Consider the following 21,507-nt stretch of genomic DNA (forward strand, 5'->3'; position numbering starts at 1 on the left):
GGTGCCCTCCCGGGCCAGGGCGGCCACGGCGCTCACGGCGCTCACGGCTGGATCTCCCAGCGCCGGTCGGCGAGGAAGTCCGCCACGGCCCGGTCCACGCTCTGCTGAGTAGTGCCGGTGGCGCGGAGGACGCCGAGGTAGTCGCGGTTGGTCCGGTACAGCTCGTGGCGTTCACCGGGTGCGCGCAGCGGGCGGTACGTCAGCCGCACCCCGCCGACGGTGACATCGGTGGCGGCGGGAGCGGCGACGAGGGTGCCGGCCCGGTCGGCGCAGGGGTACTCGAGGCGGGCCGCGCCGTCGCGCCGGATGCCCAGGTCGGCGGGGAGCGGCTCGCCGAGGTGGGTGCGGAGGATGTGCTCGAACAGCGGGACGTCGAGGAGCTGGGCGAGCAGCAGATCGCACTGGTCGCCGATGGCGCGGTAGTTGACCTCGATGACGCGGGCCCGGCCCGCGTGGACGACGAACTCGGTGTGGCAGGCGCCGAAACCGACGCCCAGCGCGTCGAGTTGGGCGAGCACCTGCGCGACGACCGGTTCGGGGTAGGCCGGAACGAAGGTGAGCCGCTCCTCGATGAAGTACGGCGGCGGGGACAGTTCGGTGTGGAAGCCGCCGAGCACGTGCCGGACCCGGCCGTCGCCGAGGGTCTCCAGGGTGTGGAGCTCCCCGGGCAGGTACTCCTCGACGACCAGGGTGGCGCCCGGCCGGCGGGCCAGGATCTCCTCGGCGCGCGCCACGAGGTCCTCGGCGGTGTCGACGAGCACGACGTCCTCGCTGGCGACGCCCTCGCGGGGCTTGACGACACAGGGGTACGGGGCGTCGGCGAGGAGGCGGCCGGTGAGGTCGGCGGGGGCGGTGATCTCGGCGGACCAGACGGTGTCGACGCCGGACGCGGCGAGGTGGCGGCGCATCTCGCCCTTGTCCTTGGCGCGCAGGGCGGCCCGCCAGTCCTTGCCGGGGAGGTCGAAGTAGTGGGCGGCCAGGGCGGCCTGGGTCTGGAGGTGGTCGCTGTTGGTGAAGACCGCGTCGGGTCTGTGGTGGGTGGAGATCCGGGTGATGACGGCGCGGTGGTCCCGTACGTCGCAGGTGAGGACCTCGATCCCGGGGTGCTCCGGGTAGGCCGCGCGGTGCGCGTCGGGCTGGTCGGTGAGGAGGGTGACGTCCAGTCCCAGCCGGACGGCGGCGGGCAGGAAGCCCTCGGTGACGGAGTCGGTGGGGTTGAGGGCGAGCAGGTACAGGCGCATGGGGTGGTGCACGGCTTCCGCTAGCGGGTGGGGGGTGGGTCGATGCCCAGGGCGGTCGGCGAGGCGAGCGGATCGCGGGTGCCGCCCTGGGCCACGGCGCCCACGAAACCGAGGGCGGCACCGACCGCGAGGCCGACGACCGTGCACGGCAACCGAAGTCCTGTCACCACCAGGGCACGCGGGGGCGGGCCGGTCGGCGCGGCCCGTTCGGCCGCAGTCACGACACGTGAACTCGGGTTAGGCATCTTTTTAGCTTTCAACAGCCGTGGGCTCGCTGTGATCCGCAACGCCCTTGGTCAACTCGCAGGTGACTTCGCTGGTCAACGAGGTGCACGACTACTTCACACCTGCATGGTCATCGACACGCGATCTTGCAGATAAGGTAAGGCTTACCTCCCCTTCTCGCCAAACCTCTTCACGCTCTGGAGTTACCGATGACCGTGGCCCACCTGGAGACCGCCCAGGCCGACACCGCCACGACCGTCCCGGTGCTCCTCTCCGCGGCCTACCGCCGTCTCGACGCGATGTGCGAGGCACTGTCCGTACGGATCGGCGGGCCCGGCGGATCGCCCGCCCGTACCGTCGGTCTGACCGGTGGTCAGGAGGACGTCGAGGCCTTCGTGGAGGCGGAGGCAGCCCGTATCCGGGAACGTCACGACCACACCGCGCCCCGGCACGTCGCCGCCTCCCGCGCCCTGCACGACTACGCCTGGTCGGTGGGGCTGCTGATGAGCGGCGTCTGGCATCTGGAGAGTCGCGTGCCCCGGATCGCCCCCGGCGACATACGGGTCGACCTCACGTCGGGCGCGTTCGAGGTCACCCCCGGCACCGAGCTCGTCTGCCTCCCGGGCGACCCGGCCGCGCCCCTGCCCGGCGCCCGGACCGTCGCCCACCAGGAGGCGCTGCGCGCCGAGTTGAGGACCGCCGTGGCGGACCACATGGGTCCGGTCCTGGACGCGCTCGGACCGTACGTCCGCCGGGGCTCGCGCGCGCTGTGGGGACTGGTCTCGGACGACCTGGTCTCCGGTCTCTGGTACCTCGGACGGATGCGTGGCGACGAGGCCGCCGGCGTCCGGGCCGCTTCCGCGGTCCTGCCCACCGCCCACGCGCCCTTCCCCGGCGGCGCCGACTTCCGGTCCCTGCGCACGAGCGACGGCCGCGAGCACCCGACCCGCACCCGTCTGGGCTGCTGCCTCTACTACACGATCCGCCCGAACGAGGCCTGCTCCACCTGCCCGCGCACCTGCGACGCGGAACGACTGCGCCGGCTGGAGAGCTGACCGCACGCCAGGCGGGCTGACCGCACGCGAGGCCGGCCTCGCCGAAACTTTCGCTGCCGCCCGGGGCCCCTGCGCCGATTGACGCCGCTCGACACAGATAGCAACACTATTCGACGGGCTTTTCCACAGGAAGTGCCAAAAGGTCGCAGCGCTGGAGGTCGGCTTGCAGGAATACGCCGGATACGTCTTCGTCTACTTCACCGGCGAGGGCAGCCCGGACGGTGAGCGGATCCGTTTCGCGCTCAGCCGGGGTGACGACCCGTTGCGCTGGCGTGAGCTGAACGGCGGCGCGCCGGTGCTCACCTCGGACCTCGGGACGGGCGGACTGCGCGATCCGTTCCTTGTGCGCGCGCCCGAGGGCGACCGGTTCTATCTGATCGCCACCGACCTCCGGATGCACGGCGAGCCGGACGGCGACTGGGACCGGGTGCAGCGCACCGGATCCACCTCGCTCATGGTCTGGGAGAGCACCGATCTGGTGCGCTGGACCGACCGCCGACTGGTGCGCGTCGCCCCCGTCACGGCCGGCAACGTCTGGGCGCCCGAAGCCTGTTACGACCCGGAGCTCGGCGCGTTCGTCGTCTTCTGGGCGTCGAAGCTGTACGCGGAGGACGACCCGGAGCACACCGCCGACACGCACAACAGGATGCTGTACGCGACCACCCGCGACTTCCGCGTCTTCAGCGAGCCCCGCGTGTGGAACGACCCCGGCCACTCGGTCATCGACTCGACCGTCGTCCGGCACGACGGCACCTACTACCGCTTCACCAAGGACGAGCGCGGCAACTCCCCCGCCGCACCCGGCGGCAAGTTCATCACGGTGGAGAAGTCGAAGGAACTGCGCGACACCGCGTACGAGTTCGTGGCCGACCGGATCGGTCTCGGGGCCGTCGAGCAGGGCGAGGGGCCGATCGTCTTCAGGTCGAACGCGGACGACCGCAGGTGGTATCTGTTCGTCGACGAGTTCAGCGGGCGCGGCTATGTGCCCTTCGAGACCACCGACCTGGACTCCGGGGAGTGGACGCCGTGTGCGGAGTTCGCGCTGCCGCCCGGCGCGCGGCACGGCTCGGTGCTGCCGGTGACGCGGGCCGAGTACGAGCATCTCCTCGCCGGGTTCGCGCCACCCGCGTCCGTCGTCGACGCACGCCTACCGGAGGGCCTGAAGGCGTACACGCTCGTCGACGACGCCGCGTCGAGGGTCGTCCTGCCTGTGCACCCGGACACCGAACTCGGCTCCCTCGCCCCGGAGTTCGACCTGTCGGCGGGCTCCCGGATCGAGCCCGCGTCGGGCACCCCGCTCGATTTCCGCACCCCGCGGAGCTACACCGTCACAGCGGCCGACGGGACCGCCCGCGCCTGGACGGTGGAGGCGGTGGCGATGCGCAGCCCGTTGCTGCCGGGCCTGTACGCCGACCCCAACATCCAGGAGTTCCACGGCCGTTACTACGTCTATCCGACGACGGACGGCTTCGAGGGCTGGGGCGGCACCCGGTTCGAGGTGTTCTCCTCCGACGACCTGGTCACCTGGGAGAACCACGGCGTCGTCCTCGACCTGGAGTCGGACGTGAGCTGGGCGGACCGCCACGCCTGGGCGCCGGCCGCCGGGGAGCGCGACGGGTCATACTACTTCTACTTCTGCGCCGACCAGCAGATCGGTGTGGCCGTCGCCGACAGCCCGACCGGCCCCTTCCGGGACGCCCTGGGCCGACCGCTCATCGCCCGCGACGACTACGCGGGCCAGATGATCGACCCGGCCGTCTTCCGGGACGACGACGGCACCACGTATCTCTACTGGGGCAACACCGAGGCGTACGGCGTCCCGCTCGACGCGGACATGGTGTCCTTCGACCCGGCGCGGGTACGGCGGTTCACCCCGGGGAACTTCCGCGAGGGCGCCTTCGTCGTCAAGCGGCGGGGCGTCTACTACTTCATGTGGTCGGAGGACGACACTCGCAGCGAGGACTACCGCGTCGCCTACGCCACCGGTCCCACCCCGCTCGGCCCGTGGACCGAGAAGGGGGTGATCCTGCGCAAGCGCCCGGAGTACGGGATCCTCGCCACCGGCCACCACACGGTGGTGAACGTCCCCGGGACCGACGACTGGTTCATCTGCTACCACCGGTTCGCGATACCGGGCCCCGGCACCCCGCGCGGTGACGGCGTCCGCCGTGAATCCACCCTGGACCGCCTGGTGTTCGCGGCGGACGGCTCGATCGAGGAGGTCGTGCCGACGCTGGAGTCCATCGGTCCGGTGGTCAGCCCAGGGTGATCCGGGCGGCGACCGGCAGGTGGTCGCTGCCGGTGGCGGGCAGGGCGCGGATGTCGGCGACGGTCGCCGAGCGGGCCATGACCTGGTCGATCCGGGTGAGCGGGAAGGCGGCGGGGTAGCTGAAGGCGAACCCGCGCTCCGCCACGTTCATCCGTGTGGTGAGCGGCGCGAGACCCCGGTCGTCGACCGTGCCGTTGAGGTCGCCCAGCAGGATCACCGGGTTCCGCGGCTCGGCGGCGACGGCCCGGCCCAGCAGGCCGGCGCTCTCGTCACGCCACCGCGACGCGAGTCCGCCCGCCCCGACGCGGACGGACGGCAGGTGGGCGACGTACACCGCGAGGTCGCCGTGCGGGGTGCGGACCGAGGTCCTGAGCCCCCGCCTCCAGTCCTCCTCGATCCCCTCGGGCTTGATGTCCAGCGCGCGGGCGCCGGTGAGCGGGTGCCGCGACCAGAGTCCGACGGTGCCCCGGACCGCGTGGTGCGGGTACTCGGGGGCGAGGGTCCGCTCGTAGACCGGCAGTGCCGTGGGCACCAGTTCCTCCAGCGCGATGAGGTCGGGCCCGGCGTCGGCGAGGGCGCGGGCGGTGCCCGCCGGGTCGGCGTTCTCGTCGCTGACGTTGTGCTGCACCACGACCAGCTCGTTCGGGCCGGGCCGTGCCCCGGGCAGCAGCAGCCCGCCGAAGGTGTACGTCCAGGCCGCCACCGGCAGCAGGAGGGCCAGCAGCGCGACGGCCGAGCGGTGCAGCAGGCCCACGGCGAGCAGGACCACGGCCACCAGGCCGAGCCAGGGCAGGAACGCCTCCAGCAGACTGCCCAGCCGGCCCACGGAGTTGGGGATGGCGCGGGGGAACAGCATGAGCCCGGCGGTCGGCACGGCCACCACGGCGCTCAGCCGGCCGACAGCGGGGCGGTCCGGCCTCACGCGCTCACCTTCCGGGCGGGCCGCCCCCGGTGCCGGAGGCGGGACGGCGGATCCTCGGCGGTCATGGGGCGTCCCTCAGTCGTGCGGTGCCTGGCCGCTGACCCGGTGGTCGGCGTGGCTGAGCGCCTCCACGACCAGGCGCTTGAGATGCCCGTCGGCGAGGCTGTAGTGGATGTGACGCCCTTCGCGGCGGGTGTCCACGAGCCCGGCGAGCCGCAGCTTCGCCAGGTGCTGGCTGACGGCCGTGCGGGACGCCTCGCAGCGGTCGGCCAGGGAGCCGACGTCCGACTCGCCCTGCGCGAGCAGCCACAGCAGATGCAGCCGCGTCACGTCGGAGAGCATCGCGAACACTCCGGTCGCCTCGGTGAGCCGCGCGCTGTCGGGGGCGCGCAGATGCGCACCGGACGCAGATGACACGGCATGGCGTTCAGGCATGCGCCCAGGGTAGGCGCTCCGGCCGGGGAGGACGCCTTTCCGGCCATCATGTGCGCAGGTGCGCACATGATGGCTACACTCGGTCGGACCGACCGTGGCGCCACGCCGAGGGGAGCCCCGCACATGCTCGACGTCCTGCGTCACCGCGCCTACCGGCGGCTCTTCACCTCTCAGGTGGTCGCCCTGGTGGGCACCGGGCTCGCGACCGTCGCGCTCGGGCTGCTGGCGTACGACCTAGCGGGCGCCGACGCCGGGTCCGTCCTCGGCATGGCCCTCGCGATCAAGATGGTGGCGTACGTGGTGATCGCCCCGGTCGTCGGCGCGGTCGCCGACCGGCTGCCGCGCCGGGCGCTCATGGTGACGGCGGACCTGCTGCGCGCGGGGATCGCCGTGTCACTGCCGTTCGTCGGCGAGGTGTGGCAGGTCTACGTCCTGGTGTTCCTGTTGCAGTCCGCGTCGGCCGTGTTCACGCCCACGTTCCAGGCCGTGATCCCCGACGTGCTGCCCGAGGAACGCGACTACACGCGGGCCCTGTCGATGTCCCGGCTCGCCTACGACCTGGAGAGCCTCTTCTCCCCCGCCCTCGCGGCCGCGCTGTTGTCCGTGACGACCTACGACGGCCTGTTCGGCGGCACGGTCCTCGGTTTCCTCGCCTCGGCCGCCCTGGTCGTCTCCACCGCCCTGCCCGAGCGGGCCGCCGTCACCACCCCGCGCACGGGCGGCGCGTACGCCAGGGCCACCGCCGGCACGCGCCTCTTCCTGGGCGTGCCCGAGCTGCGGGCCCTGCTCGCGCTGAACCTCGCGGTCGCGGCGGCCGGGGCGATGGTGACGGTGAACTCCGTCGTCTACGTCCGCGATGTGCTGGGCCTGTCGGCGGGCGCCGTGGCGCTGGCGCTCGGGGCCTACGGGGCGGGGTCGATGACCGTGGCGCTGGTGCTGCCCCGGGTGCTGGACAAGGTGCCGGACCGGGCCGTGATGCTGCCGGGCGCGCTGTCGCTGGCCGTCGTCTTCGCCGGGCTCGGGGCCGTCACGGGCGCGCAGGGCGGGAGTTGGCGGCTGCTCGGGCTGCTGGTGCTCTGGGCCGCGTTCGGGGCCGCGTGCTCGGCGGTGCTCACTCCGGCCGGGCGGCTCGTCCGCCGCTCGGTGGAGCCCGGTGCGCGGACGGCCGCGTTCGCCGCGCAGTTCTCCCTCTCGCACGGCTGCTGGCTGCTGACGTATCCGCTGGCCGGGTGGCTGGGGGCGGCGGCCGGGCTGAACTGGGCGGTGCTCGCCCTGGGTTCGCTCGCCCTCGGCGCGGCGCTGCTGGCCGTACGGCTGTGGCCGGCGGGGTCGACGGCCGACGCGCCCGCGGCCCATGTGCACGCCGACCTCCCCTTCGGTCACCCCCATCTGGTGGGAGCCCGGCGCGTCCCGACCGGCTGGCGGCACAGCCACGGCCACCTCGCGGACGGGCTGCATGCCTAGGGCGTGGTCCATTTCTCCTCGATCCGCGCGAACCGCCAGACCAGCAGGGCGACCGCCCAGGTCGCGAAGAAGAGGCCGACGACGACATAGCCGACGGTGTTGAGGTCGAGGCCGGAGACGTCGTCCCAGAAGGCGCCGTGCAGACGGGCCTTCTCGGCGACCAGGCCGAGGAGTTCGACCGTGCCGATGACGAGGGCGACGGCCACGGACAGACCCGTGATCACGAGGTTGTAGTAGACCTTGCGGACCGGCCGGGAGAACGCCCAGCCGTAGGCGAAGTTCATGAACGTGCCGTCCACGGTGTCGAGGAGGGACATCCCGGCGGCGAACAGGACGGGCAGACACAGGATCGCGTACCAGGGCAGTCCGGAGGCGGCGCCCGAGCCGGCGAGCACCAGCAGCGCGACCTCCGTCGCCGTGTCGAAGCCGAGGCCGAAGAGCATGCCGACGGGGTACATCTGCCAGGGCTTGGTGAGGGACCGCATCAACCGTCCGAGGAGCCGGTTCATCAGGCCCCGGCTGTTCAGCCGTTCCTCCAGCGCGGCCTCGTCGAAGGTTCCCGAGCGCATCTCGCGGAACACCTTCCAGATCCCCACCATGATCACCAGGTTGACGACGCCGATCACGTACAGGAACGTCCCGGAGACGGTGGTGCCGATCCAGCCGGACACGTCGTGCAGCGCGGAGCCGTCGTCGCGGACCGGTCCGGCGAGCGCCTTGACGCCGAGGGTGAGGAGGAAGGTGAGGACGAGCACGATCGACGAGTGGCCGAGGGAGAACCAGAAGCCGACCGACAGGGGGCGTTGCCCCTCCCCCCTCAGTTTGCGGGTGGTGTTGTCGATGGCGGCGATGTGGTCGGCGTCGAAGGCGTGCCGCATGCCCAGGGTGTAGGCGGTGACACCCATACCGATACCGAAGGTCTTGCTGCCGACGCTGTAGTGCTCGGGGGCGACGATCACCACCAGGGTGAACCAGCCGACGAGGTGCAGCGCCAGGATGAATCCGGCCATCCCGCCCAGGCTCGCCCACTCCTTGCGCGACATCGAGGCGCGGATCCGCCGCCATGAGAACCCGCCCGTCCCGGGGGTGGCCGAGGGGGCGGTGTCGGTACCAGGAGCCATGGGGCGTGGGCCTTCTCTTCGTGCGGGCGGTCGGGCCCCCTCAGCCTTGTGCGCCCATTTGGCAGCTGCAACTTTGTCGCAGTAAAGCTCCCGTCTGTTTTCGGTCAGGTGGGGGCTCTTGGCGTGACGTGGGGCGTACGCCGGAGTGTGAGCCGGGGTGTGAGCTGTCGCACGGCGCCCGCGCGCCCCTCGCCTCCGCTTGTCAGCGTCCTTATGCGGGCATTACTGTCACCACGCCTTGGTGAACGGGAAATCCGGTGTGATGCCGGTGCGGCCCTCGCCACTGTGATCGGGAAGTCCGGCTCCGGTCCTCACGGACAGCCACTGGGTCTTCGGACCCGGGAAGGCGGAGCACGGGCGGTGTCACCCGTAAGCCAGGAGACCGGCCAAGGCGCGTCAACCATCCACGAGGTGCTGGAGAGGGTCTGCTGAGCCATGCACATAGCCGAGGGTTTCCTTCCTCCGGCGCACGCGATCGCCTGGGGCGTCGCGTCCGCGCCGTTCGTCGTCCACGGAGTCAGGGCACTCACCCGTGAAGTCAGGGAACACCCCGAGAGCACACTGCTGCTCGGCGCCTCCGGGGCCTTCACGTTCGTCCTGTCCGCGCTGAAGCTCCCGTCCGTCACCGGGAGTTGTTCCCACCCCACCGGCACCGGACTCGGTGCCATCCTGTTCCGGCCGCCGATCATGGCGGTCCTCGGCACCATCACCCTGCTCTTCCAGGCCCTGCTGCTCGCACACGGCGGTCTGACCACGCTCGGCGCCAACGTCTTCTCGATGGCGATCGTCGGGCCCTGGGCAGGGTACGGCGTCTACCGGCTGCTGCGACGCTTCGACGTGCCGCTGATGGTGACCGTGTTCTTCGGCGCGTTCTTCGCCGACCTGGTCACCTACTGCGTCACCAGCGTGCAGTTGGCGCTCGCGTTCCCCGACCCGAGCAGCGGCTTCCTGGGCGCGCTCGGCAAGTTCGGCTCCATCTTCGCCGTCACCCAGATCCCGCTCGCGGTCAGCGAGGGGCTGCTCACGGTGCTGGTGATGCGTCTGCTGGTGCAGTCGAGCAAGGGCGAACTCACCCGGCTCGGCGTGCTCCTGACCGACCGGCGGAACCGCGTAGGGACCGGGACGGAGAACGAGACCGAGGCGGTGGCCCGATGAAGCGGAACACGAAGATCAACGCGCTGCTGCTGCTCGCCGTGGCCGCGCTCGCCGTCCTGCCGCTGGCCCTCGGTCTCGGCGACCACAAGGAGGAGCCCTTCACGGGCGCCGACGCCGAGGCGGAGACGGCGATCACGGAGATCGAGCCGGACTACGAGCCGTGGTTCTCCCCCCTCTACGAACCGCCGTCCGGTGAGATCGAGTCGGCGCTCTTCGCCCTCCAGGCCGCCCTCGGCGCGGGCGTCCTCGCCTACTACTTCGGCATCCACCGGGGCCGGCGCCAGGGCGAGGCCCGGGCCCGGGCCCTGCTGGACGCGTCTGAGGCCGCCGACACGGCCCCGGCGCGGCCGTTGGACGCGGCGGTCACGACGACGCCCGCGAACGCGGCGGTCGCGGCCTCCACGGCGACGGCGTCCGGCGACGACGGCTCGGCCGGTGGCTCCGGGGAGTCCCCCGCCGGGCGGGGCTGACCCGGGTGCTGCCGATCGACGTGGCGGCGCACAGCAGTCGCTGGCGCCGCCGCCATCCCGTGGACAAGGCCGTGCTCGGGCTCGGCCTCACCGTGCTCGCGATCTCCCTGCCCCCCTGGCCCGGCGCGGCCCTGGTCCTGCTGACCGCGCTCGTGGTGCTGCTGGGCCCCGCGGGCGTGCCCGGCCGTCGGCTGTGGCGGGCCTACCGGGTGCCGTTGGGCTTCTGTGTGACCGGCGCGCTGCCGCTGCTCGTCCAGGTGGGCGGTCCGGACGGGTTCCTCACCCCCGCCGACGGCGGACCGGTCCGCGCGGCGGAGCTGCTGCTGCGCACCTCGGCCGCCTCCCTCGGCGTCCTCCTGTTCGCCTTCACCACCCCCATGTCGGACCTGCTGCCCCGGCTGGTGCGGGCCGGGGTGCCCGCGCCGGTCGTGGACGTGGCCCTGGTCACGTACCGGATGAGCTTTCTGCTCCTGGACTCCGTGCGCCGGATCCGGGAGGCGCAGGCGGCCCGGCTGGGGCACACCACCCGGGCCGCCACCTGGCGTTCCCTCGCCGGGCTCGGCGCCACCGCGTTCGTCCGGGCCTTCGACCGGGCGGCCCGGCTGCAGACCGGGCTCGCCGGACGCGGGTACGACGGCACCCTGCGGGTCCTGGTGCCCGAGGCCCGGGTGTCCGTGCGCTTCACCGCGGCCAGTGTCGTGCTCCTCGCGGCCGTGGCCGCCCTCACCCTCGTCCTGGAAAGGCCGCTGACATGAGCGAGCCCGTGCTCGTCGCCCTGCGGGGCGCCTCGTTCGCGTACGAGGACGGACCGACCGTGCTCAACGACCTCGACTTCGACGTGCGCGAGGGGCGCGCCCTCGCCCTGCTCGGCCGCAACGGCAGCGGAAAGACCACGCTGATGCGACTGCTCAGCGGCGGACTGCGGCCCCGTACGGGCGAGTTGACGGTCGAGGGGCACCCGGTGACGTACGACCGCAAGGGTCTCACCCGGCTGCGGACGACGGTCCAACTGGTCGTGCAGGACCCGGACGACCAGCTCTTCGCGGCCTCCGTCGCGCAGGACGTGTCGTTCGGCCCGCTCAACCTCGGGCTGTCCGACGCACAGGTGCGGGCCCGGGTCGACGAGGCGCTCGGCGCGCTCGGCATCACCGCCCTCGCCGACCGGCCCACCCATCTGCTCTCCTACGGCCAGCGCAAGCGGACCGCCATCGCCGGGGCCGTCGCGATGCGTCCCCGGGTCCTGATCCTCGACGAGCCGACCGCCGGGCTCGACCCCGACGGGCAGGAGCGCCTCCTCGCCACCCTGGACGAGCTGCGCCGGTCCGGCACCACCGTCGTGATGGCCACCCACGACGTCGACCTCGCGCTGCGCTGGGCCGACGACGCGGCGCTGCTCACCCCGTCCGGCGCGCGCACCGGCCCGGTGGCCGAGATGCTCGCCCGCACGGATCTCCTCACCCAGGCGGGGCTTCGGCTTCCCTGGGGGGTCGCCGTCGCTCGACTCCTGCGCGGACAGGGGCTGTTGGCCGAGGAGGAGACCGGGCCGCGCACACCGGACGAGCTGGCGGCCCTGGCGGGGTCCGACGCCGGGCCGGCGCCGTGCCTGCCGCAGCCTCAGATCCGCAGACCGTAGACCCGGACGGCGGTGCCCGCGAAGACCTCCCGGTGTTCGGCCTCGCCGAGTCCGGACGTCAACGCGTGTGCCACGTCCAGGACTTCGGCGTAGTCGGAGGCGAGTCGGCAGACCGGCCAGTCGGAGCCGTACATCAGCCGCTCGGGACCGAAGGCGTCGAGCACGGTGTCGGCGTACGGGACGAGGTCCTCGACCCGCCAGGAGCGCCAGTCGGCCTCCGTGACCAGGCCGGAGAGCTTGCACACGGTGTTCGGCAGGGCCGCCAGCCGCCGGATCTCCCCCGCCCACGGCTGCAGTTCACCGGAGGCGATGGGCGGTTTTCCCACGTGGTCGAGGACGAAGGTGAGTTGGGGGAGGCGGGCCGCCGCCTCCACGGCGGCCGGCAGCTGGTGGGGCTTGACCAGCAGGTCGTAGACGAGCCCCGCGTCGGCGACCGCGGCGAGGCCCCGCAGCACGTCGGGGCGGGTCAGCCACCGGGGGTCGGGTTCACCCTGCACCTGGTGGCGGATGCCCACCAGGTACTCCCCGCCGGGGCCTTCGCGCAGTGCGGCCAGGGTGTCGGCGACGGCGGGAGAGGTGAGGTCGGTCCAGCCGACGACACCGGCGACCACGTCACTGCCGGCGGCGAGGGCCAGGAACTCGGGGGTCTCCTCGGGCACGGTGATCGTCTGGACCAGGACCGAGGCGGTGACACGGGCGGCGCTCGCGGCGGACTCCAGCTCGCGGAGGGTGAAGTCACGGCGCAGCGGGGCGAGTTCGGGGCCGGTGATCCAGTCCTGGTCGCGGACGGAGAGGTCCCAGACGTGGTGGTGGGCGTCGACGGTCCAGGCATCGGCGTCGTCGGTGCCGGTCACAGGTGCCACACCACGGGCAGGCCGGCGTCGGAGCCCTCGGCCGAGTAGTCGTGGACGACGTCGAGGAGTTCGGCCATCCGGGCCTGCCAGGCGATGTTGACCGGCAGTTTCTCCAGTTCGGCAATCATCGCCGGGTAGTCCTCGACCTCCAGCAGGTGGAAGAGGTCGGTGCCGCTGCGCCAGATCGTCCACTCGCTCACCCCGGCGGCGCGGATGGCGGCGGTCAGTTCCCCGGGGACCTCGCGGTGGGCGGCCTCGTACTCCGCCACGCGGTCGGCGCGGACCTTGGTGTGCAGGGCGACCCTCACGACGGCTCCTTCGGCTGCGGGACGGGGATGTTCGGGCTCAGCAGCCCCTCGGCGCGCAGGTCGTCCCAGAGCGCGGCCGGGATCGGGCGGCTCAGCAGGTCGACCGTGTCGCGCACCTCCGCCGCCGAGCGGGCGCCCGTCAGCACGGCCGCGACCGCCGGGTGGGCGGAGGGGAACGCCAGGGCCGCCGCGCGCAGCGGTACACCGTGGCGTTCGGTGACAGTCCGCAGCCGCAGGGCGCGGTCGAGCACGGGCGCCGGCGCGGGGGCGTAGTCGTACGTGGCGCCCGGCTTCGGGTCGATCAGCAGACCGGAGTTGAAGACGCCGCCGATCAGCACGCTGCGTCCCCGGGCGGTGGCCTCGGGCAGCAGTTCCTCCAGCCCCTCCTGTTCGAGGAGGGTGTATCGGCCGGCGAGCAGCACCACGTCGATGTCGGTCTCGCGCAGGAAGCGGGTCGGTGCGGCGCACTGGTTCATGCCGACGCCGATGGCGCCCACGACCCCTTCGGCGCGCAGCCGTTCCAGTGCCGGGTAGGCCTCGCGCAGGGCCTGCTCGACGTGGTCGTCGGGGTCGTGGAGGAGGACCACGTCCACCCGGTCCAGGCCGAGCCGTGCCAGGCTGGCTTCCAGCGAGCGCAGGACCCCGTCGGCGGTGAAGTCCCAGACGCGGCGGTGGGTCGCGGGGACGGCGAAGCCGTCGGCGAGGTCGTCGCCCTCCGTGGTCCCGTTCTCCACCAGCAGCCGGCCGACCTTGGTGGAGACCGTGTACGACTCCCGGGGGCGGTCCCGGAGCGCGGCGCCGAGGCGGCGTTCGGAGAGGCCGAGGCCGTAGTGGGGCGCGGTGTCGAAGGTGCGGATCCCGGCGTCCCAGGCGGCGTCGATGGCGGCGGCGGCCTCCTCGTCGGTCACCGGGCGGAAGAGGTTGCCGATGCCGGCGGCGCCGTAGGCGAGTTCGGTGACGCGGACCTCGGTGCGGCCGAGGGTGCTGGTCCTCATGAGCCCGCCGGGCGGAGCCGCAGGCCCTGCATTCCGCCGTCGACGGCGAGGGCGGTGCCGGTGACGGAGGCCGCGGCGGGGCTCGCGAGGTAGGCGATGGCGGCGGCGACCTCGTCGGCGGTGACCAGTCGGCCCATGGGCTGGCGGGCGTTGAGGGCGGCGCGTTCGGCCTCGGGGTCGTCGGCGGCGTCGAGGAGCCGGGCGACCCACGGGGTGTCGGCGGTCCCGGGGTTGACGCAGTTGACCCGGATGCCCTCGCGGACGTGGTCGGCGGCCATGGCGAGGGTCAGGGAGAGAACGGCTCCCTTGCTGGCGGAGTACAGGGCGCGCTGCGGCAGGCCGGCGGTGGCGGCGATGGAGCAGGTGTTGACGATGCTCGCGTGGGAGGACGCGCGCAGGTGGGGCAGGGCCGCGCGGCTGGTGCGGACCATGCCGAGGACGTTGACGTCCAGGACGCGGTGCCACTGCTCGTCGGGGTTGTCCTCGACGGTGCCCTGCGCGCCGATGCCGGCGTTGTTGACGAGGATGTCGATGCCGCCGAGCCGTCGGGCGGCCTCCGCGACGCCCTCCCGTACGGAGGCGTCGTCGGTGACATCGGCCTTGAGGCCGAGCAGGGGCGCCGAGGCCCCGGCCGGGTCGAGGTCGAGGGCGGCCACGGAGGCGCCGCGTGCGGCCAGCAGCCGGGCGGTGGCCAGCCCGATCCCGGACGCTCCCCCGGTGACGATCGCGCGGAGCCCCGTCAGCTCACCTGTCTGCCCGGTCATGCGACATCCTCCCGTCCAGCGAGGTCGGCGACCCAGAACGCGCCGTCCGGGTAACGGTATTCGGCGAGCGACTCCGGGTGCATGGTGGCGGAGAAACCGGGGGTCAGGGGGGCGACGTAGTGGCCGTCGCGCATCACCACGGGTGCGAGGAAGTGCTGGTGGAGGTGGTCGACGTACTCGATCACGCGGTCGTCGGTGGTGCCGGAGAGGGCGAGGTAGTCGAACATCGACAGGTGCTGGACCAGTTCGCAGAGACCGACGCCGCCGGCGTGCGGGCAGACCGGGACGCCGAACTTGGCGGCGAGCAGCAGGATCGCGAGGTTCTCGTTGACGCCGCCGACGCGGGCCGCGTCGATCTGGAGGACGTCGAGGGCTTCGGCCTGGAGGAGCTGTTTGAAGACGATGCGGTTCTGGACGTGTTCGCCGGTGGCGACCTTGACCGGGGCGACGCCCCGGCGGACGGCGGCGTGGCCGAGGATGTCGTCGGGGCTGGTGGGCTCCTCGATCCAGTACGGGTCGTACTCGGCGAGGGCCCGGGTCCACTGGATGGCCTCGTCGATGTTCCAGCGCTGGTTGGCGTCGATGGCGATGCGGATGCCGTCGCCGACGGCGGCGCGGGCGGTGCGCATCCGGCGGACGTCGTCGTCGAGGTCGGCGCCGACCTTCAGCTTGATCTGGGTGAAGCCGTCGGCGACGGCCTGCTTGGCCAGCCGGGTGAGCTTCTCGTCGGAGTAGCCGAGCCAGCCCGGTGAGGTCGTGTAGCCGGGGTAGCCGCGCTCCAGCAGCCGGTTCTCGCGCTCGGCGAGTCCGGCGCGGCCCTCGCGCAGCAGCCGCAGGGCGTCCTCGGGGGTGAGGGCGTCGGCGATGTAGCGGAAGTCGACCTGGGAGACCAGCCACTCGGGGTCGGCGTGGGCGAGCAGTCGCCACAGGGGCTGCCCGGCGCGCTTGGCGGCCAGGTCCCAGACGGCGTTGACGACGGCGCCGATGGCCATGTGCATCACGCCCTTCTCGGGGCCGAGCCAGCGCAGCTGACTGTCGCCGATCAGGTCGCGGTTGACGGAGCCGGGGTCCGCGCACAGCTCCTCGGCCGAGCGGCCGACGAGGTGGGGCCGCAGGGCGCCGATGGCGGCGACCTGGACGTCGTTGCCGCGGCCGATGGTGAAGGTGAAGCCGTGGCCTTCGAGCCCGTCGCCGGCGTCGGTGCGCAGCACGACGTAGGCGGCGGAGTAGTCGGGGTCCGGGTTCATGGCGTCCGACCCGTCCAGCTCCCGCGAGGTGGGGAACCGGACGTCATAGGTGTCGACCGCGGTGATCCGGGCGGGGGTTGCAGTCACGAGGGTGCCTTTCACGCTTGGCCGAAGGTCTGGCGCTGGCCTCCGAGCCCGTCGATCGAGAGCTCGACGGTGTCACCGGGGCGGAGGTAGGGCGTACCGGGCAGGCCCAGGGCGACGCCGGCGGGCGTCCCGGTGTTGATCACGTCGCCGGGCTCCAGGACCATGTACCGGCTGAGGTACGCCACGATGTGGTCGACCGGGAAGATCATGTCGCTGGTGCGGCCGTCCTGCCGCTTCACGCCGTTGACGCTCAGGTGCAGCCCGAGGTCCTGCGGGTCGCCGACCTCGTCGGCGGTGACCAGCCAGGGTCCCATCGGGTTGAAGGTCTCGCAGGACTTGCCGAGGTCCCACTGCGAGGAGTACTCCAGCTGGAACTCGCGCTCGGAGACGTCGTGGCTGACCACGTACCCGGCGATCACCTCGGCGGCCTCCTCGGGGCCTTCCAGGTAGCGGGCCCGCCGTCCGATGACGACGCCCAGCTCGACCTCCCAGTCGGTCTTGACCGAGCCGCGCGGAATCAGCACCTCGTCGTACGGGCCCACGACCGTGCTCGGGTCCTTCATGAAGACCACGGGGCGGGGCGGGATCGCGGCGCCGGTCTCGGCGGCGTGGTCGCGGTAGTTGAGCCCGACGCAGATGATTTTGCCGGGGCGGGCCACGGGGGCGCCGACGCGCAGACCGTCGGTCTCGAGCTCGGGCAGGGCGCCGGACTCGACGGCCGCGCGGGCCCGGTCGACTCCCCCCGAGGCGAGGAAGGCGCCGTCGATGTCGGAGGCCACGGAGGACAGATCGAGCAGCTTGCCGTCGTCGGTTCGGACGGCGGGCCGCTCCTCTCCCCGGGCGCCGACGCGTAGCAGTTTCACTGGGGCAGCTCCCTTGCCATGGGTTCATTCATTCATCGGAGGACTGGCGCACCGCGACTTTAGGGGCAGTTCGGCGCCCTGACAACGTATTCCTCGGATGTATTTACTCGATCCCAGGCTCTCCGCAGCTCACAGATCCGGCATGTACGATTTCGTCTCGAACGGAGCGCCGACCGTACCCCGCGCCGCCCCAAGCGCGGACTGTCGAATTCCTCGCGAACGACCTCTTGTCATCCCGGGCAATGCCGTCGTAACGTCCTCGACGTCCGAGATACATCGGAGGAATCGCTCCACCCGCCCCCCAGCGAGGTAGTGGCCCTTCAGACTCCGCTGCTCGTTCACCGGTTGCCCCCTCTACGCCTCCCCTCCGTCGGCCCGCGCCCGCGTGTCCCGGAGGGCGGCCTCCCTGTCCTGGCTAAGGAGAACCCGGCCATGAAGCTCGCTCGCATCCGCTCCACCGCCGCGGCGGCCACCGCTGTCCTCGCGGTCCTGTCCCTCGCCACCGCGTGCAACCGCGACGGCTCCTCCGCGTCCGCCGGCTCGGGTGGTGACGAGCCCGCCATCGGGATCGACCTGCCCCGTTCCGACTCGGACTTCTGGAACTCCTACGCGGAGTACCTGAAGAAGGACATCAAGTCCGAGGACGTCAACGCGCTGCCGCTGAGCAACTCGCAGAACGACGTCACCAAGCTGGTCGCCAACGTCCAGGTGTTCCAGAACACGGGCGCCAAGGCCGTCGTCATGGCCCCGCAGGACACCGGCGCCATCGCCTCCACCCTCGACACCCTCGCGTCGAAGAAGATCCCCGTCGTCAGCGTCGACACCCGCCCCGACAAGGGCGACGTCTACATGGTCGTGCGCGCCGACAACCGGGCCTACGGCACCAAGGCGTGCGAGTTCCTGGGTGAGCAGCTGGGCGGCAAGGGCAAGGTCGCCGAGCTGCAGGGCGCGCTGGACTCGATCAACGGCCGTGACCGCTCCGAGGCCTTCGCCGAGTGCATGAAGACGAAGTTCCCCAAGATCAAGGTCTTCGAGCTGCCCACGGACTGGAAGGGCGACGTGGCCTCCGCCAAGCTGCAGAGCCTGCTCGCCCAGCACCCCGACCTCAACGGCATCTACATGCAGGCCGGCGGTGTCTTCCTCCAGCCCACCCTGGCGCTGCTGGAGCAGAAGGGTCTGCTGAAGCCGGCCGGCGAGAAGGGCCACATCTCGATCATCTCCAACGACGGCATCCCGCAGGAGTTCGACGCCATCCGCAAGGGCCAGATCGACGCCACCGTCTCCCAGCCCGCCGACCTGTACGCCAAGTACGCGCTGTACTACGCCAAGGCCGCGGCCGAGGGCAAGACGTTCAAGCCGGGCAAGACCGACCACGACTCCACGATCATCGAGATCCCGAACGGCCTGGAGGACCAGCTGCCCGCCCCGCTGGTGACCAAGGACAACGTGGACGACAAGACCCTGTGGGGCAACAACGTCGGCTAGCCACGGACACGGCCGACGGCCGGCGGCACCGGCTCGGCCGGGACCGGCGGCACCGGCTCGGCCGACGACCGGCGGAGGGGCGCGGCCCGTCCCTCCGCCGGTTCCCCGCCCCCACCCCCTCGTATCCACCCCACGAAGGACGGTATCCACCATGGCGGACACCGCGACCGCCGCGGCGACCGGCGGCGGCCACCCCGCCGCCGGGAGCGACGCCCCGGTGGCCGAGGCCACCGGCATCAGCAAGAGGTTCGGCGCCACCGTCGCGCTGCGCGACGCCCGGATCACCATCACACCGGGCGAGTCGCACGCGCTCGTCGGACGCAACGGCGCCGGCAAGTCCACGCTGGTGTCCATCCTCACCGGCCTCCAGCGGCCCGACACCGGCACCCTGCGCTTCTCCGGCGGGCCCGCGCCCGCCGTCGGGGACATCGACGCCTGGCGCTCCAGGGTCGCCTGCGTCTACCAGAAGTCCACGATCATCCAGGATCTGACCGTCGCCGAGAACCTCTTCCTGAACCGGCAGAGCGACGGCGCGACGCGGCCCATCCGCTGGAAGCGACTGCGCGCCCGCGCCGAGGAACTGCTCGCCGGCTACGGCGTGGACGTCAAGGCCGACGCACGGGCGAGGGACCTCACCGTCGAGCAGCGGCAGTTCGTCGAGATCGCCCGGGCGCTGTCGTTCGGCGCGCGGTTCATCATCCTCGACGAGCCGACCGCCAAGCTCGACGCCCGTGGCATCGACCGGCTCTTCGCCAAGCTCCGCGACCTCCAGCGGCAGGGCGTCGCCTTCCTCTTCATCTCCCACCATCTGCAAGAGGTGTACGACCTCTGCACGACCGTCACGGTCTACCGCGACGCCGCCCACATCCTGACCGCGCCGGTCGCCGAGCTCGGCCACCAGGCACTGGTGGAGGCCATGACCGGCGAGACCACCCGCACGGCGGCGGCCGCCGTCGAGAACCGCCCCCCGGTGCGGGCCGACGCCCCCGAACTCCTCACGGTCGAGGGTCTCACCCTGCCCGGCGCCTGCGAGGACCTGTCGCTCACGGTGCGGGCGGGCGAGGTCGTCGGCCTGGCCGGCGCGGCCGCCAGCGGCAATGTGCGGGTGGGTGAGACCGTCGCCGGGCTGCACCGCCCCGAGCAGGGCACGATCTCGGTCGGCGGCCGGCGGGTGCGCGGCGGCAGCGTGCCGTCCGCGCTGGCCGTCGGCGTCGGGCTGGTCCCGGAGGACCGGCACCTCCAGGGCCTGGTGAACAACCGCAGCGTGGCGGAGAACGCGACGCTCACCGTCACCGACCAGCTCGGCCCCTACGGCACCGTCCTGCCCGCCCGGACCCGGAGCTTCGCCCAGCGCATGATCCGGGACCTCGACATCAAGACCCCGGGCGCCGCCACGCCCGTGTCGGCGCTCTCCGGCGGCAACCAGCAGAAGGTCGTCGTCGCCCGCGCCCTGGCCACCGACCCCCAGGTGCTGGTGGCCATCCGTCCCACCAACGGGGTGGACGTCAAGTCCAAGGAGTTCCTGCTGCGCCGCATCCGGCAGGTCGCCGACGGCGGGAAGGCCGCGCTGATCGTCTCGGACGAGCTGGACGACCTGAAGGTGTGCGACCGGCTCGTGGTGATGTTCCACGGGCGGGCCGTCGCCGAGTTCGACCGCGGCTGGCAGGACGAGCACGTGGTCGCCGCCATGGAGGGCGTGGCCGACCGGGCGGAGGGCTCCGAAGCCGCCGGCCACGTCCCTGCCGCCCCCGCCTCCGGCGACCGCGCCCCGTCCCCGGCTGCTCCACCCTCCGGCGGTCCTGCCCCCGCCGATCCCACCTCCGAGACCGACGAAGAGCACGGAAGGTAGTCATGTCCGCCACCACTGATGTCACCGATCCCGCCACGAGCGTGGCGCGGGAGACCTCCGGAGACACCCGCCGCGGGCTCGACCTCGGTCGCTTCCGTGAACTGTCCCTGGTCCCGGCCATCCTGGTCCTGGGCCTGATCGGGTTCATCGTCTCGCCGGCCTTCCTGACCGCCGACAACCTCATCGGCGTGGCCCAGCAGTCCACCGAGCTGAGCCTGCTGGTCCTCGCCACCGCGCTGATCCTGATCTGCGGTCGCATGGACCTGTCGCTGGAGTCCACGATCGGCGTGGCGCCCGTCATCGCCGTCTGGCTGGTGCTGCCCACCAGCGGCGCCCGCTTCACCGGCCTCGGCATCTTCCCCGAGTGGACGGCCGTACCGCTCTGCCTCCTGGTCGGCGTCGTGATCGGCGCCGTCAACGGCTTCCTCATCCTCAAGCTGCGCCTCAACGGCTTCATCGTCACCCTCGGCATGCTGACCATGCTGCGCGGCCTCCAGGTCGCCCTCTCCGAGGGGCAGTCCATCGTGGAGCTGCCGTCCTCCTTCACCTACCTGGGCAAGGCGTCCTGGCTGGGCGTGCCCGCCGCCATCTGGGTCTGCGTGGTGCTCTTCGCGATCGGCGGCAGCGCGCTGGCCTGGCTGCGGCACGGCCGGGCGCTGTACGCGATCGGCGGCAACGCCGAGGCGGCCCGCACCGCCGGCATCCGTGTCGACCGGATCGTGTGGATCGTCCTCATCCTCGGCAGCGTGCTCGCCGCGTTCGCCGGCATCCTCTACAGCGGCCACTACGGCTCGATCTCCGCCACCCAGGGCAGCGGCTGGATCTTCCAGGTCTTCGCCGCGACCGTCATCGGCGGGGTCAGCCTCAACGGCGGCAAGGGCTCCATCTTCGGCGCCCTCACCGGTGTGCTGACCCTGCAACTCGTCGTCAACGTCATGACCTTGGCGGGCGTGCCGCCCCTGTGGAACCAGTTCCTCAACGGCGCGATCATCATCGTCGCACTGATCATCTCCCGCTTCGCCTCCGGCGAGAAGCAGGAGTAGTCCGGGTACAGGGAGGCACCTC

Annotated in this window: 20 protein-coding genes, 1 pseudogene and 1 riboswitch; of the genes and pseudogenes, 10 read left to right on the plus strand and 11 right to left on the minus strand. The window is 72.2% G+C overall.

All coding sequences use genetic code 11. From position 1 onward, the window contains the following. Positions 1 to 41: 41 nt before the first annotated feature. Together L3078_RS03070 and L3078_RS44870 are read right to left on the minus strand one after the other, a co-directional pair. Positions 42 to 1,241: an ATP-grasp domain-containing protein gene (locus tag L3078_RS03070; protein WP_239760188.1), complete on the minus strand. Its 1,200-nt coding sequence runs from the start codon at positions 1,239 to 1,241 to the stop codon at positions 42 to 44. 38 nt (positions 1,242 to 1,279) lie between these two features. Continuing rightward, positions 1,280 to 1,417: pseudogene (locus tag L3078_RS44870) on the minus strand (iron chelate uptake ABC transporter family permease subunit); the annotation flags it as partial. A gap of 258 nt (positions 1,418 to 1,675) precedes the next feature. Between L3078_RS44870 and L3078_RS03080 the strand changes: the two are divergent. Both L3078_RS03080 and L3078_RS03085 read left to right on the plus strand, forming a co-directional pair. Continuing rightward, positions 1,676 to 2,521, plus strand: coding sequence for a (2Fe-2S)-binding protein (locus L3078_RS03080; protein WP_239750503.1), 846 nt, complete (start codon positions 1,676 to 1,678; stop codon positions 2,519 to 2,521). A gap of 163 nt (positions 2,522 to 2,684) precedes the next feature. After that, positions 2,685 to 4,790 carry a glycoside hydrolase family 43 protein gene (locus tag L3078_RS03085; RefSeq protein ID WP_239750505.1) on the plus strand — a complete coding sequence of 702 codons (2,106 nt, stop codon included), beginning with the start codon at positions 2,685 to 2,687 and terminating at the stop codon, positions 4,788 to 4,790. On the opposite strand, the gene L3078_RS03090 is transcribed toward L3078_RS03085, so the two are convergent. Together L3078_RS03090 and L3078_RS03095 are read right to left on the minus strand one after the other, a co-directional pair. Continuing rightward, positions 4,777 to 5,682: an endonuclease/exonuclease/phosphatase family protein gene (locus tag L3078_RS03090; protein WP_420864158.1), complete on the minus strand. Its 906-nt coding sequence runs from the start codon at positions 5,680 to 5,682 to the stop codon at positions 4,777 to 4,779. The genes L3078_RS03085 and L3078_RS03090 overlap by 14 nt on opposite strands. Before the next feature lie 105 nt (positions 5,683 to 5,787). Next, positions 5,788 to 6,147: an ArsR/SmtB family transcription factor gene (locus L3078_RS03095; RefSeq protein WP_239750507.1), complete on the minus strand. Its 360-nt coding sequence runs from the start codon at positions 6,145 to 6,147 to the stop codon at positions 5,788 to 5,790. 123 nt (positions 6,148 to 6,270) lie between these two features. Between L3078_RS03095 and L3078_RS03100 the strand changes: the two genes are divergently transcribed. Further along, positions 6,271 to 7,611, plus strand: a complete 1,341-nt coding sequence (locus L3078_RS03100; protein WP_239750508.1) for an MFS transporter — start codon at positions 6,271 to 6,273, stop codon at positions 7,609 to 7,611. Here the strand turns inward: L3078_RS03100 and nicT are convergent. After that, on the minus strand, positions 7,608 to 8,732 hold the full coding sequence (gene nicT, locus L3078_RS03105) for a Nickel transporter NicT (protein ID WP_420864030.1): 1,125 nt from the start codon (positions 8,730 to 8,732) through the stop codon (positions 7,608 to 7,610). The genes L3078_RS03100 and nicT overlap by 4 nt on opposite strands. 222 nt (positions 8,733 to 8,954) lie before the next feature. Beyond that, a riboswitch (cobalamin riboswitch) is annotated at positions 8,955 to 9,137 on the plus strand. A 30-nt stretch (positions 9,138 to 9,167) separates the two neighbouring features. Between nicT and L3078_RS03110 the strand changes: the two genes are divergently transcribed. The 4 genes from L3078_RS03110 to L3078_RS03125 are packed head-to-tail and all read left to right on the plus strand — an operon-like array spanning position 9,168 to position 11,990. After that, a complete protein-coding gene (locus tag L3078_RS03110) occupies positions 9,168 to 9,887 on the plus strand; it encodes an energy-coupling factor ABC transporter permease (protein WP_239750509.1) in 720 nt (239 codons plus the stop codon). Then, complete coding sequence (locus L3078_RS03115) at positions 9,884 to 10,357, plus strand: energy-coupling factor ABC transporter substrate-binding protein (protein ID WP_239750511.1); 474 nt, start codon at positions 9,884 to 9,886, stop codon at positions 10,355 to 10,357. The genes L3078_RS03110 and L3078_RS03115 overlap by 4 nt, the downstream gene beginning before the upstream one ends. A 5-nt stretch (positions 10,358 to 10,362) precedes the next feature. Continuing rightward, entirely contained in the window at positions 10,363 to 11,112 is a 750-nt protein-coding gene (gene cbiQ / locus L3078_RS03120) for a cobalt ECF transporter T component CbiQ (protein ID WP_239750512.1), read from the plus strand. Further along, positions 11,109 to 11,990: an energy-coupling factor ABC transporter ATP-binding protein gene (locus tag L3078_RS03125; RefSeq protein WP_239750513.1), complete on the plus strand. Its 882-nt coding sequence runs from the start codon at positions 11,109 to 11,111 to the stop codon at positions 11,988 to 11,990. Before cbiQ ends, L3078_RS03125 begins: the two co-directional genes overlap by 4 nt. On the opposite strand, the gene L3078_RS03130 is transcribed toward L3078_RS03125, so the two are convergent. From L3078_RS03130 to L3078_RS03155, 6 genes are read right to left on the minus strand one after another with little or no spacing between them, the layout of a single operon-like run. Then, positions 11,972 to 12,844, minus strand: coding sequence for an amidohydrolase family protein (locus L3078_RS03130; RefSeq protein ID WP_239750514.1), 873 nt, complete (start codon positions 12,842 to 12,844; stop codon positions 11,972 to 11,974). The genes L3078_RS03125 and L3078_RS03130 overlap by 19 nt on opposite strands. Next, complete coding sequence (locus L3078_RS03135) at positions 12,841 to 13,152, minus strand: L-rhamnose mutarotase (RefSeq protein WP_239750515.1); 312 nt, start codon at positions 13,150 to 13,152, stop codon at positions 12,841 to 12,843. Before L3078_RS03135 ends, L3078_RS03130 begins: the two co-directional genes overlap by 4 nt. Continuing rightward, positions 13,149 to 14,147 (minus strand): aldo/keto reductase, encoded by a 999-nt coding sequence (locus tag L3078_RS03140; RefSeq protein WP_239750516.1) that lies wholly within the window; start codon positions 14,145 to 14,147, stop codon positions 13,149 to 13,151. The genes L3078_RS03135 and L3078_RS03140 overlap by 4 nt, the downstream gene beginning before the upstream one ends. Continuing rightward, the gene (locus tag L3078_RS03145) at positions 14,144 to 14,911 is read right to left on the minus strand and encodes an SDR family NAD(P)-dependent oxidoreductase (protein WP_239750518.1); all 768 of its coding nucleotides are present in this window, start codon (positions 14,909 to 14,911) and stop codon (positions 14,144 to 14,146) included. Before L3078_RS03145 ends, L3078_RS03140 begins: the two co-directional genes overlap by 4 nt. Further along, complete coding sequence (locus L3078_RS03150; protein ID WP_239750520.1) at positions 14,908 to 16,245, minus strand: L-fuconate dehydratase; 1,338 nt, start codon at positions 16,243 to 16,245, stop codon at positions 14,908 to 14,910. The genes L3078_RS03145 and L3078_RS03150 overlap by 4 nt, the downstream gene beginning before the upstream one ends. Positions 16,246 to 16,256: 11 nt before the next feature. Continuing rightward, positions 16,257 to 17,108: a fumarylacetoacetate hydrolase family protein gene (locus tag L3078_RS03155; RefSeq protein ID WP_239750522.1), complete on the minus strand. Its 852-nt coding sequence runs from the start codon at positions 17,106 to 17,108 to the stop codon at positions 16,257 to 16,259. Positions 17,109 to 17,540: 432 nt separating this feature from the next. Between L3078_RS03155 and L3078_RS03160 the strand changes: the two genes are divergently transcribed. The 3 genes from L3078_RS03160 (at position 17,541) to L3078_RS03170 (ending at position 21,485) form a co-directional block, all read left to right on the plus strand. Beyond that, positions 17,541 to 18,593 carry a sugar ABC transporter substrate-binding protein gene (locus L3078_RS03160; protein WP_239750525.1) on the plus strand — a complete coding sequence of 351 codons (1,053 nt, stop codon included), beginning with the start codon at positions 17,541 to 17,543 and terminating at the stop codon, positions 18,591 to 18,593. Positions 18,594 to 18,744: 151 nt separating this feature from the next. Then, a complete protein-coding gene (locus tag L3078_RS03165) occupies positions 18,745 to 20,442 on the plus strand; it encodes a sugar ABC transporter ATP-binding protein (RefSeq protein ID WP_239750527.1) in 1,698 nt (565 codons plus the stop codon). 2 nt (positions 20,443 to 20,444) lie between these two features. Then, entirely contained in the window at positions 20,445 to 21,485 is a 1,041-nt protein-coding gene (locus L3078_RS03170) for an ABC transporter permease (RefSeq protein ID WP_239750529.1), read from the plus strand. The last annotated feature ends 22 nt before the right edge of the window (positions 21,486 to 21,507 follow it).

It is taken from the genome of Streptomyces deccanensis, from assembly GCF_022385335.1.
In the GTDB taxonomy this organism is placed as follows: domain Bacteria; phylum Actinomycetota; class Actinomycetes; order Streptomycetales; family Streptomycetaceae; genus Streptomyces; species Streptomyces deccanensis.